Below are 17,567 nucleotides of genomic sequence, written 5' to 3' on the forward strand. Positions count from 1 at the left end.
GCGCACGCATGTGCCCGGCGTGCATCTGGAGTACTCGTGAAAGCCTATGTCATTGAACGCTTCGGCGGCCCGGACGTCCTGCAGTTGCGGGACATCCCGATTCGGAATGCCGGCGACGACGAAGTCCGGATCCGCGTTCGCGCGTTCGGACTCAATCGCGCCGAAACCTACCTCCGCTCGGGCAACCTCGGGCCACTGGGCGACCAGCCGCGCGTGCCGGGCATCGAGGCCGTCGGCGAAGTGCTGCACGACCCAGCCGGCCAGTTCCGAACCGGACAGGCCGTCGCGACCGCGATGGGCGGCTTGCAGTTCACGCGGCCGGGCAGCTACGCGGAACAAGTCATCGTGCCGCGCGGCAACGTCGTTGCCTTGCCTGACACGGCGCTTTCGTGGGAAGAGCTGGCCGCATTGCCGGAGGCCTATGTCACCGCGGTCGGCGCGCTCGACAGGATGCTGGCGATCCGCTCCGGCCAAACGCTGCTGGTTCGCGGCGGCACGTCGTCGGTCGGGCTCGCGGCCATCGCCTATGCCAAATACCGCGGCCTCACGGTCGTTGCCACCAGCCGTGCGGACGCCCACTTGCAACGGATGCGCGACGTCGGCGCCGATCTCGCGCTCGTCGACGACGGGCAGATTGCGTCGGCCGTCAGGAACGCGGTTCCGTCCGGCGTCGACGCTGTACTGGAAGCCGTGGGCGCCAGCACGCTCAGGGATTCCCTTCGCACGTTGCGCCCGTTCGGCACGGCGAGTGTCGTCGGCATGCACGGCGGCGCGCAGCTCGAGCATTTTCATCCGATGCGCGATCTGCCCGATGGCGCGCGTCTCGGCTTTTTCTCGTCCGGCATGTTCGGCTCGGCAGCACTGCCGGCGTCGGCCGTGCCGCTGTCCGAAATCGCGCGCGCGACGGCCGAAGGCCGCATGCCTTCCCTGCGCACGCACACTTTCGACTTCGACGAACTCCGTCGCGCCCACTGCCTGATGGAAAGCAATCGGGCGCTGGGCAAGATCGTCGTGTCCGTCTGACGACTCACCCGCCGCGATGAAGCACGACCTGGCCGGCCAAGCCGGCTGAATCTGAATCCAGATCAACACCTCGCATCGACCAATTCAATTCCATCAGAACCATAGGAGTCCAACATGAATTCGAACGCCTCGCCCGGCATTTCACTTCCCGTGACAGGCATCGCCCGATATCAGCCGGCGGCGATGCTGATCGCACGAATCTTTCTCGCGCTGATCTTCCTGCTTTCCGGCCTGTCGAAGCTCGCCGCCCCGGATGCGATCCGCGGCTACATGGAGGCCAACCACGTGCCGGGCTTCCTGTTCGTTCCGACCGTGATCTTCGAGATCGGAACCGGTCTGCTGATCGTTCTCGGATATCGCGTGCGCGTCGTCGCCGGGCTGCTCGCTGCCTTTTGCGTCGTGACCGGCGTGCTGTTCCACAACCAGTTCGCGGACCAGACGCAGATGGTCATGTTCCTCAAGAACGTCGCGATGGCCGGGGGCTTTCTGCTTCTGGCAAGCGTCGGCGCGGGCCGTTTCAGTCTGGACGCGAAACGCGATGCGCTCGATGCGCACCGCGACGGCCGCGCGCTCGTTCACCCCGTTGTCCCACTCAATGAAGAGAGGAATTCTCAAGTGTCGAATATTGCCGAAGTGATCAAGTCGCGTGTTTCCGCGAATCGCTACGACACCAGCCGCACGGTGTCGGAAGAACAGATCCGTCATCTGATCGATCTCGCCACCCGCGCGCCGTCCGCATTCAATCTGCAGAACTGGAAGTTCGTCGCCGTTCGCAGCGACGCGGCCAAGGCGCGCCTGCTGCCGCTCGCTTACGGGCAGCAGAAGGTCGCGGATGCGGCCGTCACGTTCATCGTGTGCGGCACGCTCGATCCGCATCTGACGCTCGCCGGCGCGTTGAAGCCGACGCTGGACGCCGGCATCATCGACGAGGCGGTCTACAAGGGCTGGGTGGGCGCGGCGCAGAACATGTACAAGAACAACCAGACGTTCCAGCGCGACGAAGCGATTCGCTCGGGTTCGCTGGCGGCGATGACGCTGATGCTCGCCGCGCAGGATCTGGGGCTCGTCTCCGGCCCGATGATCGGCTTCGATCCGCATGGCGTCGCCGAAGCCTTCAAGCTCGAACCGACGGACGTCCCCGTCATGCTCGTCACGGTCGGCTATCCGGCGTCCGGCAACTGGCCGCAAAAGCCGCGCAAGCCTGTGACCGAAGTGCTGAGCTTCGCGTGAAGAATTCACCCGGGCGGCACTTGACGTGCGCGGCCCGGGTGACGACGAACGTATTCAAACAGCAAGATCTGGAGTACATGCATGTTTCCGAGGAAACTCGTCAGCCATCCGCTTTTCGGCATCGCGGCGCCGCATCGCATGATTGAACCTGCCGCTGCCGCGACTCATCTGGTCACCAACCACACATCCGCGTTCGCCAACGACATGCGAACGTCGTACCGCGCGATGATTCCGTCCGCCGGTGTGCCCGATCCGGTCGGCAAGGTGCTCGCGCTCGACGTGCCCGCCGGTCAGCCTGCCCGAAGCATCCCGGTGCGGGTCTATTGGCCGGCCGACGGACGTGCGGACGAGCGGCTTCCGATCGTGCTGTTCGCGCACGGCGGCGGCTTCGTGTCCGGCGATCTGGATACGCACGATGTGCTCGTGCGTGCAATCGCCCGCCGCGCTCGCGTGCTCGTGATTGCCGTCGACTATCGGCTGGCGCCCGAATATCCGTTTCCGGCCGGCCTCGAGGACGTCTACGCGGTGCTGCAATGGACAGCCGACCACGCCGACGAACTGGGCGGCGACGCCACGCGGATCGTCCTCTGCGGCGACAGCGCGGGCGCGACGCTTTCCGCGGCCACCGCCATGCTCGCTCGCGATCGCGGCGGCCCTCGGCCGGTTGCGCAATGGCTGATGTACCCGTCGGTGAGCAACAAGCTGGATACGGCCTCGTGGGCCGAGCTCGGCGACGCTTACTTTCCCACGCGGGAAGTGATGCGCAACGTGCTGGCGAGCTATGTGCTGCCGGAAACGAGCCCGTATGCGCCGCTGCTTTCCCCGCTGCTCGGCAATCATGCCGGCTTGCCGCCGGCGCTGATTCAGGTCGGCCAGCTCGATCCGTTGCGCGACGAGAACGTCGCCTACGCGAGCAGCTTGAAAGCGGCTGGCGTGGAAGCATCCGTCGTCGTCTACGAAGGACAGGCGCACGGCTTCATCCAGTTCTTCAAGGACAACGCGAATCATTCGCGGGGCGAAGCTGCGCTGGACGAAGGCATCCGGTTTCTCACGGAACGGACGACCTCGCGGTAATCCGCATGGCCGGCCGGCGACGGGCTTGCGTGCGGCAGCGCGCGCACGGCCGGCGATCCCGCTCCGAAGGATGCAATGAACAAGTTCTCCGATATGAGCACTTTCGTGGCCGTCGTCGAGTCGGGCAGCTTTTCCGAAGCCGCGCGTCGCCTCGGCACGGCCAAGTCGATCGTCAGTCAACGCGTCCAGCAGCTCGAGAAGCGTCTCGGCTGCACGCTGCTCAAGCGCGGGCGCCCGCTGCAGTTGACCGAGGCCGGTCGCAGCTTCTTCGGTCAATCCCGGCTGCTTCTTCAGGAGCTCGAACGAATCGAGGAAGAAGCGCAGGAAGCCGGCGCGAGCCTGCACGGCACGCTGAGGCTGGCGGTGCCGACCACGTTCATGACGCGCCAGCTTGCACCGCTGTTGGCGCGCTTCGCGGCCAAATATCCGGCCCTGTGCGTGGACGTCGAGGCGGAAGACCGGCTCTCCAATCTGCAAGACGGTCATTTCGACATGGCGATACGGATCGGTCAGCTGGCCGACTCGAACCTCATCGCACGCACGCTCACCGCGAATCACCACCTGATCTGCGCGAGCCCTGCCTACCTCGCGCGGCGGGGCGTGCCCGCGCATCCGCGCGATCTGCTGCAGCACGACGGGCTGATCTATCTGAACCGCGAGCCCAACGGGGTGTGGAGCCTGCCGCTCGATGGCGCTCATCATGCATTCCGGATCCGCATCCGGATGCGAACCGATTCGGGGCATCAACTACTCGCCGGCGCGACGGCCGGCCTCGGCCTGGCCATTCTCCCGACCTTCCTTGCCGCCGACGCGCTGCTCGCCGGCGATCTCGTGCCGGTGCTATCCGGCTACACGCCACCGGGCGGACAGATCTCCGCGCTGTATCGAAAGACGATCCGCACGTCACCCAGGATCCAGGCGTTGATCCAGTTTCTCGGGGACGAAATCGGCCAACCGGCGAGCTGGGATGCCGCCCTGATCGAGCGCGGCATCCTGCCCCGCGTTCGGCGCGCATGACGGCCGCCGTGCCGGCGCGCCGCGTGTCGGCTTTCGCTGCGCCTGCGACGACGCACGCATGCGTGTCGTGCGCGGCGTTCTGAAAAACCGAACGCCGCTTTCGCGTGCCGCCGGCTATGCGGGCCGGCCGGTCGTTCGTAATCTCGTCGCAGCTTCCTTCCACAAGGTCAAGACCATGAACGACGATCTCCCGCAACATCCGGCGCGCCGCACGATGCTCGCGCAAACCCTCGCACACTCGGCGGCGCTCGCCGTCGGTTCGCTGCTCGGCGGCGAGGCGCTCGCTGCGCCGGCTGCCGCCGATGCACCGTCCGCCCCGACGCCCGGCGCATCGCATCGCCGCCGTACCGGAAACGGCAAGCACGCGGTCGACGTGCTGATCGTCGGCGGCGGCTCGGCTGGCGCCGTGATGGCGGCGCGCCTCAGCGAAAAACCCGGCCGCAACGTGCTGCTGCTCGAAGCCGGCCACAACTACGCCGCGTGGGACTATCCGCGCGTGATCGCGAGCAGCGACATCGTCGGCGGCGACGCCGCGCACGAATGGGGCTATCGCACGCGGCCGGGCTATATCGATCATCCGATCGGCGCGTTGCGCGGCAAGGTGCTGGGCGGCAGCTCCGCGATCAACGGCGCGGTGGCGATTCGCGCGCGCCCGCAGGACCTGAAGAACTGGAACCTGCCCGGCTGGTCGTATGACGACATGCTGCCGTCGTTCCGGCGCCTCGAAAGCCGCGACAGCGGCAATGCCGCGCTGCACGGCCACGCGGGCCCGCTACCGGTGCGCCAGTTGACGCGCGAGGACATCACGCCGATGCAGCGCGCGTTCGTCGACGCGACGGTCGCGAACGGGTATCGCGTCATCGACGATTTCGACGGCCCGGACGTCAACGGCGTCGGCCCGTATTCGATGAACATCGTCAACGGCGTACGCGTCAACACGGGCATCGCGTATTTGACCAACGACGTCCGCGCGCGGAAGAACCTGCGCATCCAGGGCGGCACCCTGGTCGATCGCGTGCTGTTCGACAACGGTCGCGCGATCGGCGTCAAGCTCGCGAACGGCGACGAAATCCACGCGAACGAAGTGATTCTCAGCGCGGGCGCATACGGCAGCGCCGCGATCCTGCTGCGATCCGGCATCGGGCCGGGTGCGGACCTGCGTGCGCTGTCGATTCCCGAAGTCGCGAATCTGCCGGTCGGGCAACGCCTGAAGGATCACCCGTTCTACTACAACGCGTACGCGGCGCGCCCCGACAAGATCGGCGATCAATCGCCCGTGATCGGTGCGTTCCTCTGGACGCACAGCGCGTCCGCGCAAAGCGGCGATCTCGACCTGCACGTCACGGCAACGCATCTGTTCCCGCACGACCAGAGCCCGACAAAGGTCGGCTTTGTGCTGGCCGTCGCGCTGACGCGGCCGCTGTCGGTCGGCAGCGTGAAGCTCGCGAGCCGCGACCCCGGCGACGCGCCCGTCATCGATCTGAACTTTCTCGGCGACGAGCAGGATCGCACGCGCCTGCTCGACGGCATCAAGCTCGCGCGCCGCATCGGCCGCACCGCGCCGCTGTCGGATCTCATCCATTCCGAACTGAATCCCGGCCCGGGCGCGGCGACCGACGAGCAGATCCTCGCGTCCGTCAGGTCGACCGTCGACACCTATCACCATCCGACGTCGACGGCGCCGATGGGCGCGTCGGGCGATCCGCATGCGGTCGTCGATCTCGACGGACGCGTACACGGCGTGCATGGCCTGCGCGTGGTCGACGCATCGATCTTCCCGGATGCGATTTCCGTCGCGACCAACATCACCACCATCGCGACGGCCGAGCATATCGCCCGCCGCTACGCCTGAATCGCAGCAGAGGACCTCATGACCACGCTTTCTCATGCATTGCACTGGATCGGCGGCGAATGGATCGATTCGCCTGTTCATCGCGATTCGTTCGACCCGGCCACCGGCGCCGTGATCGGCCGCTATGCCGACGGTGGCGAAACGGAGGCGCGCGCCGGCATCGCCGCCGCGTTGCACGCATTCGAGCGCACCGGCTGGAAGCACGACGCAGCCCTGCGCGCGAAAGTGCTCGACGAGCTCGCGGTTGCCTTCGAGCGGCACACCGACGCGCTGATCGATCAACTGTCGCTCGAAAACGGCAAGATCAAGCCGGAAGCGCGGTTCGAGGTGGAGATGGTGCCGTCGAAGCTGCGCTACTACGCAGCGCTCGCGCGTGCCGAGCGCGCGCACGGCGGCACGCCGCGGCCGGATGTCGTATCGCTCGTGTTGCGCGAACCGATGGGCGTCGCCGGCATCATCGTGCCGTGGAACTCGCCGGTCGTGCTGATGGTGCGCTCGCTCGCGCCCGCACTCGCGGCCGGCGCGACCGCCGTCGTCAAGATGCCGGGGCAGACCGCGCAAATCAACGCGCTCGTCGCGAAGGTGTTGTCCGAAGCGCCGTCGTTGCCGCGCGGGGTCGTCAACGTGTTCAGCGAATCCGGCGCGGACGGCGCGAAACATCTCGTCGCGTCCCCCGACGTGCCCGTCATCAGTTTCACGGGCTCCACCGCGACCGGCCGCGCGATCGCGGCTGCCGGCGCGCAGCGCCTGAAGCGCATCGGCCTCGAACTCGGCGGCAAGACGCCACACGTCGTATTCGACGATGCCGATCTGGATGCCGCACTGCCCGTCTTCGAAAAATCGCTGACCGTGTTTACCGGCCAGTTCTGCATGACGGGCTCGCGCCTGCTCGTACAGCGCAACGTAGCGCAAGCGGTGCGCGCGCGGCTTGCGGCGCGCCTCGACGCGGTGCGCGTCGGCCCCGCGTCCGACCCGCGCAGCGACATGGGGCCACTCATCGACCAGGCCAATGTCGCGCGTGTCGATCGCGCCGTCGAACAAGCGATCGCGGCTGGCGCAAAAGTGCTGCTGCGCGGCGGCCCGGTCAGCGACGGCGAGCTGGCGAATGGCGCGTTCTACCGCCCGACGCTGCTCGAGGTCGACGATCCGAAACTCGATATCGTGCAGAAGGAGACGTTCGGCCCGGTGATGACGTTGCAGGTGTTCGATACGGAAGCCGAAGCGATCGCGCTGGCCAACGACAGCGAATATGGCCTTGCCGCCGCGGTATGGACGCGCGACGTTCAACGTTCGGTGCGCGTGGCGCGCGCGCTGCAGGCCGGCACGGTCTGGATCAACGACTGGGCGAAGGTCTACGACGAATTCGAAGAAGGCGGCTACCGCCAGTCGGGCCTCGGCCGCCTCAACGGCGCCGCTGCGCTCGACGATTTCATCGAGTACAAGCACATCACGCTGAGCACGGGCGTGCCTCGATGAACGGCCGGGTCGTCAGCTACGCGCGTTGGCGGCCCGCGTGTGCTACGACTTCGCTCGGATGCCGCGACGGGCTCTGTCGGCCCGTCGCGCGCGCCGGCCATCACCTCGCATTGCGCGCCCAACGTCGCGTTCGCGATGCCGGGCGCCTCTAGAAGTTGCGTGCCAGGCCGACCATGAACATGTCCTGATCCTTGTCGTTGCCCGTTGCGACACGATTGAAGCGCAGGCTGGCTGCCCAGTCGTTCGTGACCTGATAGGTCACCTGCGCGCTGAGCAATGCATTGAGTCTCATCGAGTTCGATGCGTCGTTGCGATCGCGCGAGACATACGGACCGACGCCTGCCGAAAGCGTCCATTTGCTCCTGATCGGCGCGACGTACCAGAGTTGCGCTGCCACGCCTCTTCGACCCGCGACGCCATTGTTGCCTTCGTACACGAAGCTCGCCGAATACGCCCATGCATTGCCGAGCGGCCGCTTCACTTCGACCATGTACCCTTTTTCCATCGGCACTTGAGGGCGGTTCGTCTGCGACGTCCCGGCCCAAATGCCAACCTGCGTCTTGCCGTCCGATAGCGCGGGGTGAGGATCGCCGCCGAAATCCGAGCCGATGCCGAAAAGCACCGCGTCGGAATTGAATCCGCCGATCATCTGGACGTGGTTGTACTGGACCTTGAGGAAGAAGCGGTTCGGAACGACGTAATACCGCACCGCTGCCGACGCACGTATCCCCCACCGCTTTTCGTTACGCGGTGCGTTGTCGACATGCGTCGTGTCCATGCTGAAATACGGCCCAGCCGAGAATTCGAGCGCCACGCGATTGCCGACCGGCCAACGAAACGAACCCAGCGCGGCGAAGCCGTCACGGTGGTGATCCACCGGATGCCCCTCGTTCAGATACGAGAGATAGACCGAGAAGTAATCGTTCAGGACGTCGCCGAAGCCGACTTCGTACGCGCGCCAATGCATGTCGCCGCCCTCGGTCGCGCGTCCGTCGCCATACACGGCGTAGACGTTGATCTTTCTTTCAAATGGCTTGCTGTCGATCGGCAAGCTCGACGGACTCTCCTCGGCGTGCACGTGGCCTGGGCCGGCCAGAAAGGCCAGACCGGCAACCGAGCTTGTGAGCACGAAGCGCGAATAGATGCGACGGCACTGTCCCATGTGGACACCCCTCACCCTGGTAACCGCGATTTCCTGGACAAGCTGAGTGCGATTATAGGCTGCGCCGGATCGCGGGGACCAGCCCGGTCACGCGGCCGGCTGGAGCATCGACGGGCGGCTCTCGCGATCGGTCGATGCCGCGGTCGGCATGAACGCATGCCCGGCCATCGTGACGAGTGATATCAGCATTCCGCATGCATGCCCGGTCAGCGTGCAACGGCTTCCGTGTTCCTGATGCTGCCGAGAAACCGCGTCAATTCCACCGTCTGCGGCCGCTCGAAGATTTCTTCGGCCGTCCCGCTCTCCCACACCCTGCCCTGGTGCATGAAGACGATCCTGTCGCTCACCGCGCGCGCGAAGTTCATCTCGTGCGTGACCATGATCAGCGTCATGTCGTCGCGCGCGAGTTGCTCGACGACGCCCAGCACCTCGCCGACGAGCTCGGGATCGAGCGCGGACGTGATTTCGTCGCACAGCAGCACGCTCGGCTTCATCGCAAGCGCCCGCGCGATCGCGACGCGCTGTTGCTGGCCGCCCGACAACTGTTCCGGAAACGCGTCGAACTTGTCGCCGAGGCCGACGCGTTCGAGCATCAGCTCCGCGATCGCGCGCGCCTGCTGGCGATGCGTATTCTTCACGACCGATTGCGCGAGCATCACGTTCTGTCCTGCGCTCAGGTGCGGAAACAGGTTGTACTGCTGGAACACCATCCCGACCTTGAGCCGCAGCGCGCGCAGATCGGCGTGCCGTGCATCGATGCGTTCGCCGTCGATCGAGATCGTGCCCGCGTCGATGCTCTCGAGCCCGTTGAGCGTGCGCAGCAGCGTGCTCTTGCCCGAGCCGCTGCGGCCGATGATCGATACGACCTGCCCGCGTTCGACGGAGAAGTCGATGCCCTTGAGGACATGATGGGTGCCGAAGCTCTTTTCGAGACCACGGGTTTCAACGAGCGGCATGCCATCTCCTTTGCAACGTGCGCGCATAACGGGTAAGCGGGTAACAGAGCGCGAAATAGATCAGCGCGACGAGGCCATACACGACGAACGGCCTGAACGTCGCGTTCGAGATCGCGATGCCGACCTTCGTCAGTTCGGTGAAGCCGATGATCGAGACCAGTGCCGTATCCTTCACGGCCTGCACGCCGAAGCCGACCGTCGGTGCGATCGCGATGCGGGCGGCCTGCGGGAGGATCACGTGACGCAACTGCTCGACGTAGCTCATGGCCAGGCTCGCCGACGCCTCCCACTGCCCTTTCGGCACCGCCTCTACGCAGCCGCGCCAGATCTCCGCGAGGTACGCGCTGGTGAAGAACGTCAGCCCTGCCGTGGCCGCGACCCACGGCGAGACGTCGAGCCCGACGAGCGGCAGGCCGAAGAACACGATGAACAGTTGCATCAGCAACGGGGTGCCCTGGAATACCTCGATGTAGAGCCTGGCCGTGCCGCGCAGCACCGTCGAACCCGACACGCGCATCACGAGCAGCCCGAGGCCGACGAGGCCGCCGGACACGAACGACACGATCGACAGCACGATCGTCCAGCGCGCGGCCAGCAGCAGGTTCGCAAGAATCTGCCCGAACGTGAAATCGGTCATCGCGCACCTCGCACGCGGCGGGAGAACAGACGGCGCCCCATCGTGCCGAGCACGCCGCGCAGCAGCAGCGCCATCGCCAGATACGCGAGCGTGATGATGAAATACGTCTCGAATGCGCGGAAGTTGCGCGACTGGATATAGCCCGCCGCATAGGTCAGGTCGGCCACCGAAATCTGCGACACGACCGCCGAACCGAGCATCGTGATCACGATCTGGCTCGAGAGCGCGGGAAACACCTTGGCGAGTGCCTGCGGCAGCACGACGTGGCGCAGCATCTGCGCGCGCGACATCGCAAGCGCGGATGCCGCTTCCAGATGCCCGTTCGGAACGGCGGCGACGCCCGCGCGCACGATCTCGACCGAGTACGCACCGAGATTGAGCGTCATCGCGAGAATCGCGGCCGTGTATTCGTCGATGTGCACGCCGAGTGCGGGCAATCCGAAGAAGATGAAGAACAGCTGGACGACGAACGGCGTATTGCGGATCGCCTCGACGTACGCGCCGATCATCGGGCGCAGCCGCACGGCCGCGGGCGCATCCGCGCTGTACGCGGCCGCGCCCAGCACGCCGATCGCGACGCCGAGCACGGTGGCGACGGCGGTCAGCGCGAGCGTGATCACCGCGCCGCTCGCGAACACGCCGGCGTATTCGGCAAGCTCGCCGAATTGAAGCTGATAGCTCATGACGATTGAATGAATTCGGGTTCGGACGATGACATCCGCCGCGCCGGCGGTGCCGGGCGCGGCGATGGATCAGGCGGGATGGCGATCCGTCAGAGGCCGGCGGGCAACGGCTGGCCGAGCCATTTCCTCGACATCGCGCCCAGGGTGCCGTCCTGCTTTGCATGCGCGATCGCATCGTCGATCTTCGCGAGCAGGCGCGGTTCGTTCTTGTTGACGCCGACGAAGCACGGCGAATTCTTGATCACGAACTTGACCTCGGGCCGACGCGGCGGATTCTTCGCAAGAATCGCCGCCGCGACGATGTTGCCGGCCGCGATCAGTTGCACTTGCCCCGACAGGAACGCCTGGATCGTCGCGTTGTTGTCCTCGAAGCGCTTGATTGTCGCATTCGGCGCGAGCTGCGACAGTGCGATCTCCTCGAGCGCGCCGCGCGTGGCGCCGACCGTCTTGCCGGCCAGGTCGGCGGGCGTGCCCACCTTCACGTCCGCCGGCCCGAACACGCCCTGGAAATACGGCGCGTACGCGGTCGAGAAATCGATGACCTTCTCGCGCTCCGGCGTCTTGCCGAGCGACGAGATCACCATGTCGACCTTGTTGGTCGTCAGGTACGGAATCCGGTTCGCGCTGTTCACGGGCACCAGTTTCAGCTTCACGCCGAGCGATTTGGCGAGCAGCTCGGCCATGTCGATGTCGTAGCCCTGCGGTTGCATGTCCGTGCCGACCGAGCCGAACGGCGGATAGTCTTCGGGCACCGCGACGCGCAGCGCGCCGCTTTTCGCAATGGTGTCGAGCGCGTCGGCGTGGGCCGGCACGGCGGCGAACAGCGCCATCACGGGGGCTGCGATCAGCGCAGCCAGCCAGCTGCGTCGGGGGAACGGTCGAGTCGTCGGGCTCACGGTGAATCTTCCTTGTCTGGTATGTCGTCGGGCGGCGCAACGGTTGCGCTGCAGGACAACTCCAGCAAAAAGCAGGCCACCGCGGTGAAACGCTTGTCGCACGGGCGCGAGACGGAAATGCCGGCGAACGACGTTCCTCATTTCGGTGCATGAATCGGTGCCGGGGGCGGCGGTTGCCCCCGCAGTGCGCGCCGGCGCACCAAATTACCTGATTGGTACACTCTGTGGCTTCGGACGCACGCCAGAGCCTGCTCGTCGATCCGGAAGCGCGGGGCGCGGGATCTGGAAAACGAGATCGCAGTTCGATCGTCGCCAACGGCGGCCGCCGACGCAGGCGTGCGTACGCGCGCAACGATCGTCAATGGTGCGTATACAACCGTGGTCCCGCGGCATGACTCTGGATCGCGGCCCCCGAGTCGCCGCCCGCTCCGAATGCGGGTCCATAGCCCGACGCATCGGTCTGCGGCGCCGATTCCGAAGACCGGATACGCGCCTCGGCCTGCTGAATCGATTGCGGATAGTGAATGTCCTTTCGGGCCGGGTTGTAACCGGCCTGCTCAACTTGCGCGATCTGGTTGCGGACTTCCGCCCGGGTCAGGCTGCTGCTTGGTTGAGCGGCCAATGCGAATGCGGGCGCGATGGCGAGAGCCAGCATGATGGTACGGATAGCGGATTTCATGATCTCGACCTCCAGTAAACAGGGGCGGCATCGGAAATGCACCTCTTCTGCCGTAGGAAAAGCATGCTCCGCGCGAGATGAAGGCAAGGTTAACGCTGTGTACCAGATGTGCTTGGGATCCGAACGCCGCAGCGTGAAGAAGTCGACGTGATGACGGTCGGATCCCCGACGCGCCGGTCAGGCGGTGCCGAGAGACCCGGCTGCGCCGCCAGGGCGCGACCGGGCTCGACGGGTATCGTCCTGGCTCCGGTCGCGCCAGCTGAACTCCGATGCAGGAGGCTGGCAGGGTCAGAATTCGTAGCCGACCTGGGCGCGCACGCCCGCGTCGCCCACCGACGTCACGGACACCGCACCGTTCACGAGCCAATTGCCGTTGCGCGATCGGTAGGTGGCGCCGGCCGCGACGGCGGAGCCGCTCTTGAAGTTCGCCGCACCGACCGCGACCACCGTCTTGCCGGGCTGCGACGGCGTCATGTTCGGCATCGCCATCGCGGCCGCGATACCGGCATATGCGTTCTTCGCCACGTCGTTGATCATCCGGTTCGTTTCACCGAAACGCTGGTCGACCGACTGCATCGCGCCATCGAGCTGACGCTTGTTGATTGCATCGGTGGGCGCCGTGCCGTCGGCGACGTTCGTGATCTGGCGCTCATGACCGGCGGAACCGACCGACACCGCGTTGTCACGATCCGCGACCGAGCCCTGCCCGAGCGCAACCGAGCCGCTTCCGGTAGCCGACGTGCCCTGACCGATGGCCGTGCTGTTTTCTCCGGATGCGACCGACCCCTGGCCAACCGCCGAGCTGCTCCCGCCCGATGCGACCGCCCCCTGGCCGACCGCCGAGCTGTTCCCGCCCGATGAGTTCGAGCCCTGCCCGATGGCGGAGCTGTTCTCTCCCGATGCACTCGACCCTTCGCCGTTGACCGTCGAACCGCTTCCGCCCGTGCCCGGGCCACCCGCGCCGGGAGCGTTCTCGCGTTCGGTGACGCGATCGGACAATTCGTCGACACGGCCGTGCAACTCGCCGAACTGCTTCGCGAACTGCTCCTGCAATCCGAAAAGCTGACTGCCGTTGACGGCATCCATGCTGTTGGCGCTGACCTCGCCCGGTGCGACGTTCCGCAACGACGTGCCGAGTGCGCCTGCAAGCGTCACGGTGTCGAACGACATGCCGCTGTCGTAGGTGACCGCGCCGACTTCCTTGCCGGTGTAATCGATCAGGCCGGTGGCGCGGAGTTGCGCGATGGTGACCGCCTCGTCGTCGTTCACGCCGTTTGCGATGCCTGACAGCGTGCGTGCGCCGCCGGTGCCTGCGAAGTTCACCACCGTGCCGCCGCTGTTCGCGCCGACCGCGATCATGCCGGCCGTCTGGTCCTGTTGAACGACACCGATCGCGCCGCTGCCGATCCGGTCAGCGAGCTGCTTGATGTCGCCTTCGTTCGCAACCGTACGGCCGTCGAGATTCGCTACCGCGCCCGCAAGCGTGTTGACCGTGGTCGTGCCGCCTTTGCCATCGCCGATCGTGAAGGATGGCGCGGAGATGGTGCCGTCCGTATTCACGACGGAATCGCCGCCGATGGCGGTTGCGACGCTGTCCGCGATGCCGTGCAGTTGCGCGCCATTGGCAGCGTCGGAGCTGGCCGCGGAAACCTCGCCGGCTGCGATGCCGGTGAGCTTGCGCGTGCCCGCGGTGCCCGAGAAATTCACGGCAGCGCCGTCGGTGTTCGCGCCAACCGTGAGATCCTCCCCCGCCGTGGCTTGCTGGACGAGGCCGCTCGTGCCGCTCGACAGGTTGTCGAGTCGACCGTTGATCGTCGAGATATCGGTCGTGTGCATCGCGATGTCGTTCTTCGCCGCCGTCATGTCGCTGTCGAGCTGCTTGATGTCTCCCTCGTTGGCCGTCGTTCGGCTATCGAGCGCACTCAACTGGGTATCGGTCGTCGACAGGCGGGCGTTCATCTGGCCGACGTTCACGGCGTCGGTATCCGCGGTACCCTTGGCCACGTTGACGATACGTCGTTGCAGGGCCTTCGAACCCACGGAAACCGTATTGTTGGCGCTCGCAACAGAAAGATCGCCCAGTGCAATGCTGTAATAACCCGTCGCCGTGGCTCCATCGCCCAGCGCGACGCCACGGTTTGTCGTCGTGGCGTTCCGACCTATCGCGATCGCTCCACCGGCACCGCTCATGGCAGACGCGCCCTCACCAAATGCCATTTGCCCGAAACCGCCCGACGTGTTGGCATTGGCGCCAATAGCGATGTTGGTCTGGGCTGCATCAGTGATGCCAGCGGCGCCTGCAACCGCGCCATCGCCGATCGCGATTGCCCGATTTCCCTCGCTTTTCGCGTCTGTCGTCGTACCACGGACCTGGATGTACGTATCATCGAGCGTCGCCCTTGTTTCGGCCAGAGCGCGCGTTGCGTTCAGGCTCGCGCCTGCCGCCGTGCATGCCCCCGTCGCGTCGACGGTGCCGCGCGATCCGTCGTTCGTCGTGCACACGTCTGCCATCGCGGTGCCCATCGTGGCGCCGCCCAGAGCGATCGCGATCATGGTTTTGCGTGTCGCGCGAGACGCGCCTTTCGAATGCGACTTTGCCGTTTCGGACACTGCCGTCCACGTGTTGGTCGCAGCGTTCCAGATGCTGAGGTAGGTCTTGTTCAAGGCTTTCGTTCCTTTCCGTTTCCGGGGTTAAGCGCGATACAGTGGCCACGATGGATGCACATTGATCGAGACGTGGCACGTGCAGGCCCGCTGCTTCGGCGGAATCAACCCGGCCTCGCCGCGTATGAGCCGAATAGTCGACATGGCGGTGCGCCCGAGGGCGCCGGTCGCGTTGCCGGGACCGAACGTGCGACGACTCGTTGTCGTCCATCCGATATCCGCTCAACGAATATCGAATCTAGAAATTCGGACAACGAATCGTGAAATCGATTGAAGGAAGTACAGCGACAGCGGTCATTCCGCTTCGGATTTCCGAATCGTGCCCGTGAAGCGCCGCATGCTGCTGTCGATTCATCAATCGGTAACCGGATACCGTCGATTGCGGCAACGCGTCGCTCACCAAAGAAGTTTGATCAAGTGGCGAATCCGCGAATATAAGAATCGTCCTAAATCGCGGCGCTGGCGGCGAATCAGCGGCGATTCGTCCGACACGGCGAAAGCGAGCGTGTCCTCTCCGGGATGGACTCGATACGAAAAGCGACCGAAACGACGGTCCTGAACCGTGTATGCGGGAATCGAATACGCGCGCCGTCGATCAGTTCGGGCTTGTATCGAACGAGCGGCCCGGGACCGGCGGCGCCAATAAGGCACGTTGCCGTATCTGGAGAATCGTTCGCGGGACAGTGCCGCCATTGGCGTGAACACGCACTGGCCTCGATTGCGGCGCCGTCGCTCGACGGAGCGTCGCATGTGCGCTCACACACGGCCCTCAAAAGACGCCATGCGCATGCGACACCGTTTCGCCTGCGCGATCCCGCTCGTCCACCTGCCGCTCAGCGCGGCAAGGGGCCGGGATCGTAGCGATTGCGCGGATTCCACAGCATCCAGCCGTCCGTGCCCGCAGCATCGGCGCCGCGATCACGGAATGATGGACACCTTCTTCACCGGATCGCAGTGCGCGCGACTTTGCGCGACGAGCGCATGGCCCGATTCGTGATACGCGATGGTCCGCTTTTCCTGTTCGTTCATCATGCGGCTCTTGCGTTCCATGCCGGTCATCGCGCGATCGATCGCTTCGTCGAAATCGGCCATCCCGACCGCGGGCTTGCCCAGTTCGGCCGCATGCAACGCACCGTCGTTGACGACGTTCGCGAGATCCCCGCGGATTCACGCCGCGCGCGGCGCGCCAGCGCCTCGGCGATCCGCGCGCCGACATCCGGCACCGTGTGATCCGTCCGCACGCGGATGCGGTTCGCCACGCCGACGACGCCGATCATCCGGCTCACCATCGCTTCCGCCGCCCGGCTTTGATATGCATGATCGACTTCGCCGTCGAGCGTCACGCAGCCGTGATCGACCTCGACGCCGATCTTTTGATCGCGCAACGCCTCCTGCCATCCGAGCGCGAACGTGATCGCGATCGCCAGTTCCTGGTCCGCGCATGCGTTCTGCGGCGGGGAGACGTCCAGTTCGAGCACCAGCGCGCGCGCATCGGCGACATGCAGCGCCGTTTTCTGCGCCTCGAGCTTCTGGGCCCGGCTGTCGACCGTGCCGCGCAGCGTCACGAGCCTGTCGTGGACCTCGACGTCGATCCGCCGCGCATCGATCGCCGGATTCCAGCCAATGCATGCGAGCGAGCGCGTGTGGAATCGTGTACAGCATCGCGCACGGCCGCGCCGGCGGCTTGATGAGGATCAATCAAAGGCGGGCAGGCGATGGCCGGTTTTGTCGGTTGACGCAGATCAATCGCGCGACGAGGCGCGACGCGATCATGACCGGGCGGACGTCGCCAAAAGGCGCGGCCAGACGCACGTTTCGCATTCGTCCGACCATCGATGCCACCGCTCTCCGGGAGACCGTCATGATCCGCAAGCAATACCGCATCGTGCTCGCGACGCTCAGCGTGTTCATCGCGATTGCATCGCTGGTCGGCATCGTTCACGGGATGCTGTTCGACGAGGAAGTGTTCCGGTACTCGATCGTCACGCTGATCTCCAGCATCCTCGCGTTCGTCGTGCTGCTCAATCCGGGGCCGGGCGAACGCCCGTGACGGGCGCCGTGCGGTGCGCGTCGGGCACGCGGTCACGAAACCGTTCGACGCATGCCGCGACACGCGCGTCAAGCGAGGAGCCGCTCGAAACGCATTCCCGCGCGAGTGACACAGATCAAGGGGAAACCCTGCAATCGTCGGATATAAGTGAATCCGAAGCGGCGACGC

General features: G+C 65.7%; 14 protein-coding genes and 3 pseudogenes. 8 read left to right on the forward strand and 9 right to left on the reverse strand.

What is annotated here, in order from left to right:
• Window positions 1-36 precede the first annotated feature (36 nt).
• The 7 genes and pseudogenes from HW466_RS26575 to HW466_RS26605 all read left to right on the forward strand — a co-directional run bounded on the left by HW466_RS26575 (window position 37) and on the right by HW466_RS26605 (window position 7,672).
• On the forward strand, window positions 37-1,023 hold the full coding sequence (locus tag HW466_RS26575) for a zinc-binding dehydrogenase (protein ID WP_151002834.1): 987 nt from the start codon (window positions 37-39) through the stop codon (window positions 1,021-1,023).
• Between the two features lie 183 nt (window positions 1,024-1,206).
• Window positions 1,207-1,431 (forward strand): annotated as a pseudogene (locus HW466_RS31975) (DoxX family protein); the annotation flags it as partial.
• A 207-nt stretch (window positions 1,432-1,638) separates the two neighbouring features.
• On the forward strand, window positions 1,639-2,253 hold the full coding sequence (locus tag HW466_RS26585; RefSeq protein ID WP_170296591.1) for a nitroreductase family protein: 615 nt from the start codon (window positions 1,639-1,641) through the stop codon (window positions 2,251-2,253).
• A gap of 138 nt (window positions 2,254-2,391) precedes the next feature.
• Window positions 2,392-3,327 carry an alpha/beta hydrolase gene (locus HW466_RS26590; RefSeq protein WP_239006091.1) on the forward strand — a complete coding sequence of 312 codons (936 nt, stop codon included), beginning with the start codon at window positions 2,392-2,394 and terminating at the stop codon, window positions 3,325-3,327.
• 93 nt (window positions 3,328-3,420) lie between these two features.
• On the forward strand, window positions 3,421-4,344 hold the full coding sequence (locus HW466_RS26595) for a LysR family transcriptional regulator (RefSeq protein ID WP_230944460.1): 924 nt from the start codon (window positions 3,421-3,423) through the stop codon (window positions 4,342-4,344).
• A gap of 175 nt (window positions 4,345-4,519) precedes the next feature.
• The gene (locus HW466_RS26600; protein ID WP_151002830.1) at window positions 4,520-6,196 is read left to right on the forward strand and encodes a GMC family oxidoreductase; all 1,677 of its coding nucleotides are present in this window, start codon (window positions 4,520-4,522) and stop codon (window positions 6,194-6,196) included.
• A gap of 18 nt (window positions 6,197-6,214) precedes the next feature.
• The gene (locus HW466_RS26605) at window positions 6,215-7,672 is read left to right on the forward strand and encodes an aldehyde dehydrogenase family protein (RefSeq protein ID WP_151002828.1); all 1,458 of its coding nucleotides are present in this window, start codon (window positions 6,215-6,217) and stop codon (window positions 7,670-7,672) included.
• 148 nt (window positions 7,673-7,820) lie between these two features.
• Here the strand turns inward: HW466_RS26605 and HW466_RS26610 are convergent, their stop codons facing one another.
• The 9 genes and pseudogenes from HW466_RS26610 to HW466_RS26650 all read right to left on the reverse strand — a co-directional run.
• Complete coding sequence (locus HW466_RS26610; protein ID WP_059809497.1) at window positions 7,821-8,834, reverse strand: hypothetical protein; 1,014 nt, start codon at window positions 8,832-8,834, stop codon at window positions 7,821-7,823.
• A gap of 206 nt (window positions 8,835-9,040) precedes the next feature.
• On the reverse strand, window positions 9,041-9,790 hold the full coding sequence (locus HW466_RS26615; protein ID WP_059792418.1) for an amino acid ABC transporter ATP-binding protein: 750 nt from the start codon (window positions 9,788-9,790) through the stop codon (window positions 9,041-9,043).
• Window positions 9,777-10,427 (reverse strand): amino acid ABC transporter permease, encoded by a 651-nt coding sequence (locus HW466_RS26620; RefSeq protein WP_059768710.1) that lies wholly within the window; start codon window positions 10,425-10,427, stop codon window positions 9,777-9,779. The genes HW466_RS26615 and HW466_RS26620 overlap by 14 nt, the downstream gene beginning before the upstream one ends.
• Window positions 10,424-11,110 carry an amino acid ABC transporter permease gene (locus HW466_RS26625; protein WP_151002826.1) on the reverse strand — a complete coding sequence of 229 codons (687 nt, stop codon included), beginning with the start codon at window positions 11,108-11,110 and terminating at the stop codon, window positions 10,424-10,426. Before HW466_RS26625 ends, HW466_RS26620 begins: the two co-directional genes overlap by 4 nt.
• Window positions 11,111-11,199: 89 nt before the next feature.
• A complete protein-coding gene (locus HW466_RS26630; protein WP_151002824.1) occupies window positions 11,200-12,006 on the reverse strand; it encodes a transporter substrate-binding domain-containing protein in 807 nt (268 codons plus the stop codon).
• Between the two features lie 358 nt (window positions 12,007-12,364).
• Window positions 12,365-12,685 (reverse strand): DUF4148 domain-containing protein, encoded by a 321-nt coding sequence (locus HW466_RS26635; protein WP_060346951.1) that lies wholly within the window; start codon window positions 12,683-12,685, stop codon window positions 12,365-12,367.
• Window positions 12,686-12,973: 288 nt separating this feature from the next.
• Complete coding sequence (locus HW466_RS26640) at window positions 12,974-15,349, reverse strand: YadA family autotransporter adhesin (protein WP_151002822.1); 2,376 nt, start codon at window positions 15,347-15,349, stop codon at window positions 12,974-12,976.
• Window positions 15,350-16,270: 921 nt separating this feature from the next.
• Window positions 16,271-16,516 (reverse strand): annotated as a pseudogene (locus HW466_RS26645) (cell division protein FtsH); the annotation flags it as partial.
• A pseudogene (locus HW466_RS26650) lies at window positions 16,480-16,974 on the reverse strand (BON domain-containing protein); the annotation flags it as partial. The pseudogenes HW466_RS26650 and HW466_RS26645, both read right to left, overlap by 37 nt.
• A gap of 236 nt (window positions 16,975-17,210) precedes the next feature.
• Here HW466_RS26650 and HW466_RS26655 point away from each other — a divergent pair.
• On the forward strand, window positions 17,211-17,399 hold the full coding sequence (locus HW466_RS26655) for a DUF2964 family protein (protein WP_059768725.1): 189 nt from the start codon (window positions 17,211-17,213) through the stop codon (window positions 17,397-17,399).
• Window positions 17,400-17,567: the final 168 nt, after the last annotated feature.

The organism is Burkholderia territorii, assembly GCF_902833055.1.
GTDB lineage: Bacteria > Pseudomonadota > Gammaproteobacteria > Burkholderiales > Burkholderiaceae > Burkholderia > Burkholderia territorii.